The organism is Corynebacterium lubricantis DSM 45231, from assembly GCF_000379425.1.
GTDB lineage: Bacteria > Actinomycetota > Actinomycetes > Mycobacteriales > Mycobacteriaceae > Corynebacterium > Corynebacterium lubricantis.
This window is the reverse complement of the sequence record NZ_KB902221.1, coordinates 1-3,372: the sequence shown is the minus strand read 5'-3', so window position 1 is coordinate 3,372 and position 3,372 is coordinate 1. Positions and strand designations below refer to the sequence as shown.

Genomic DNA, 3,372 nt, shown 5'->3' with positions numbered 1-3,372 from the left:
AATGATGTCACGGGGAAACGACGACCGGAGAAGATACCCATGGCTGTGATTATTTCACGTCGCTCTTCCTACTGCCCCAACTTTGCAACAGCACCAATAAACTGGCGCCCCGGTTATAAGTTGGGGCGCCAAGTCGATGTGCTCGAGTCGGGGGATGTTAGTGGCCTTCGCCGAGGCGGCCGGAGAGCTGCTCCAGGCGCCGTTCACTCGGGCCGTCGAGGCCGATGATCTCTACGGTTTTACCCTTGGCCTGGAATTTCTGGGTGATCGAATCGAGGGTGGCCACCGTGGAGGCGTCCCAGATCTCGGCCATCATCATGTCGATGATGATGTGGTCGGCTTCATCGGTGTAGTCGAACTGGTAGACCAGGTCATTGCTTGATGCCCAGAACAGCTGTCCGGAGACCCGGTAGGTGCGAATATCGATCGTGCCGTCGCGGTCCACGTCGAGCTCGCGAACCATCTCGATCCGAACCAAGTGGGCCACCCGGCGGGCGAACATGATCATCGCGGTGACCACACCCAGGACCACACCAATCGCCAGGTTGTGGGTGGCTAGGGTGGCAATAATCGTCACGGCCATGACGATGGTTTCGCTCACCGGCATGAGTTTGAGTGTGCGTGGGTGCACGGAATGCCAGTTCACGGTGCCGACCGAGACCATGATCATGATCGCGACCAGGGCGGCCATGGGGATCATTCCGACGATATCGCCTAGTGCCAGGACGAGGATGAGCAGGAAGACACCCGAGAGCAGGGTGGATAGTCGGGTGCGTGCGCCGGATTCGCGGACGTTGATCATGGTCTGGCCGAGCATCGCGCAGCCACCCATGCCGCCGAAGAAGCCGGAGGCGATGTTCGCGACACCCTGGCCCCAGCTTTCGCGGGTCTTATCGGAGTGGGTGTCGGTGATGTCGTCGACGAGCTTGGCGGTCATCAACGATTCCATGATGCCGACGATCGCCATGGCCAGGGCGTAGGGGGCGATGATCTGGAGGGTTTCCAGCGTGAGGGGCACGTTCGGGATGAATAGTTCCGGCAGGGACTCAGGCATCTGGCCCATGTCCGAGACCGTCGGGACGGTGAAGCCGGCAACAATGGCCAGGCCGGTCACCACGATGATCGTGATCAGCGGGGCCGGGATCACCCCGGTGACCTTCGGCCAGAAGATCATGATCAACACGCCCAGGCCCACCAGGGGGTAGACCATCCAGGGCACGTCGATCAGGTGCTCGAGCTGGGCGGTGAAGATCATGATTCCCAGTGCGTTGACGAAGCCGAGCATCACCGACCTAGGGATAAACCGCTGGAGTTTCGCCACCCCCAGCAAAGCCATCACGATCTGGATGACACCGGCCAGCAGGACGGTGGCGATGAAATAATCCATCCCGTAATCACGCGCCACAGGAGCAATGACTAGGGCGATCGCCCCGGTAGCACCGGTGATCATCGCCGGGCGGCCACCGGTAAAGGCGATCGCGATCGACATGACCACCGAGGAGAACAAGCCGACGGCTGGGTCGACACCGGCGAGGATGGAAAAGGCGATCGCCTCAGGGATCAGCGCGAGTGCGACGGCTAGGCCGGCCAGGACCTCCTTGCGGAGGCGGGTGAGTGAGGAGAACGCGTAGCGGAAGGATGCGACGACTCCGTTGGGGGCGTCGGTGCCCTCCGGATCAGATTGGGGGCGCGGAGCCACCGTGCTAGTTTCAGTCATAGATGTCCAATCTTTGAGGGGATAGGTAACTGGGCGAACGCCCGAAAGGAATCCAACCCTCTAGTAACTTTAGGGTTGGTGATGGTGGTTATGGTAGCGGGAGTTTTACTCAATCGCCAACCCAGGCACAGGAACCCGTGGGCAACATCACCGTGAAGGAGAACAGGCAATGCAAAACAGTAATTTCAAGATCGGCGAGGTCGTTGACCAGACGGGGTTGTCGATTCCCACCTTGCGTCATTATGACAACGTCGGCCTGATTAGCCCATCGGGGCGTAGCCCTGGTGGGTTCAGGCTTTATAGTGAGGCTGATGTACGTCGTGTTTTGCTGGTGCGACGGATGAAACCGCTGGGGTTTACTCTGGATCAGATGCGGGAATTCCTGGAAGCTGCGGAGATTCTTCATAGTTCAGATGGCGGGCAGGACAGTGATCCCGCGCAGCAGGCACGGAGTAATGCCAAGGCCACCCTTGCCGACATTCGTGAGGAGACGCGCACCCGCTATGAAAAGCTACGCAAGCAAATTACCTACGCTGAGGAATTCCTCGATCTGGTCAACACCCTGGCACCCTAAACTGCCCCAACTTTGCAACAGCACCATCCGCAACATCACCGAAACCAGCTCCTCGCCGCTCGACATCCTGTCGGTGATTCTGTCTGCAGTGGCGTTTGGCGGCCTGGTGTATGCCTTGAGCTCCATGTCGATCATCCTCGAAGGGCAAGGTGCCGAACGCACCTTGACCATCACGATCGCGGTGGTTGGCGTCGTGGCGCTGATCTGGTTCATTGCTCGTCAGATCAAGCTTCAGCGTGACGACCGTGAACTGCTCAACCTCAAGCCGTTCACGATCACGAACTTCACCGTCTCGGTCGTCGTCCTTCTCATCGTCTTCGCCACCCTGCTGGGTTCGGTGACCGTCTTGCCGATCTTCCTGCAGACCGCCATGGGCGTATCCGCATTGACCACGGGCATGCTCATGCTGCCCGGTGGCCTGGTCAACGGCATCCTTTCGCCGTTCATCGGCCGCATCTACGATGCCGTCGGGCCAAGGCCGCTGCTGTGGCCGGGCATCGTCATCGCCACCGGCTCGGTCTTCGCTATGTCGCGTCTCGACGAAAACTCCACCACCACCCAGTTCATCATCATTCACATCATCTTCTCGATTTCCCTGGCGCTGATGATCTCGTCACTGATGACCACGGCTCTGGGCGCACTGCCGGCGCACCTCTATGGTCACGGCTCGGCCATCGTGAACACGCTGCAGCAGCTCGCTGGCGCTACCGGCACCGCACTGCTGGTCCTGGTTCTCACCCTCGGGACGGAAGGCTCGGCGACAGCGGGCGCAGCCGTCAATGTCGCCGCAGCGGACGGTGCCCAGCACGCGTTCGTCTTCGCCACGGTCATGTTGGCCATCGGGCTGGTCGTCTCCCTGTTTGTTAAGCGCAATCCTCTGACGGTCGACGTCAGGGAAGAGGTGGAGCCGCAGGCGGCGGAAGATTCCGCGTACGACCGGGCGTAGGCGTGGGAATGTAGATCGACCAGAGCAGGGCGCACTTCTTAGCCTGGATCCACCGATGTGATTTTGGGGTAGCGGCGTGGGAAAAAGAGAAATACCCTTCTGAACTGGGATAATACGACTTGTCGAAGGTCTATA

General features: G+C 59.9%; 3 protein-coding genes. 2 read left to right on the top strand and 1 reads right to left on the bottom strand.

Annotated elements, in window-relative coordinates:
* Window positions 1-157: 157 nt before the first annotated feature.
* The gene (locus A37O_RS0110420) at window positions 158-1,717 is read right to left on the bottom strand and encodes a SulP family inorganic anion transporter (protein ID WP_018297444.1); all 1,560 of its coding nucleotides are present in this window, start codon (window positions 1,715-1,717) and stop codon (window positions 158-160) included.
* Between the two features lie 169 nt (window positions 1,718-1,886).
* On the opposite strand from A37O_RS0110420, the gene A37O_RS0110415 reads away from it, so the two are divergent.
* On the top strand, window positions 1,887-2,291 hold the full coding sequence (locus A37O_RS0110415; protein WP_018297443.1) for a MerR family transcriptional regulator: 405 nt from the start codon (window positions 1,887-1,889) through the stop codon (window positions 2,289-2,291).
* Complete coding sequence (locus tag A37O_RS15340; RefSeq protein WP_083912650.1) at window positions 2,221-3,237, top strand: MFS transporter; 1,017 nt, start codon at window positions 2,221-2,223, stop codon at window positions 3,235-3,237. The genes A37O_RS0110415 and A37O_RS15340 overlap by 71 nt, the downstream gene beginning before the upstream one ends.
* Window positions 3,238-3,372 lie beyond the last annotated feature (135 nt).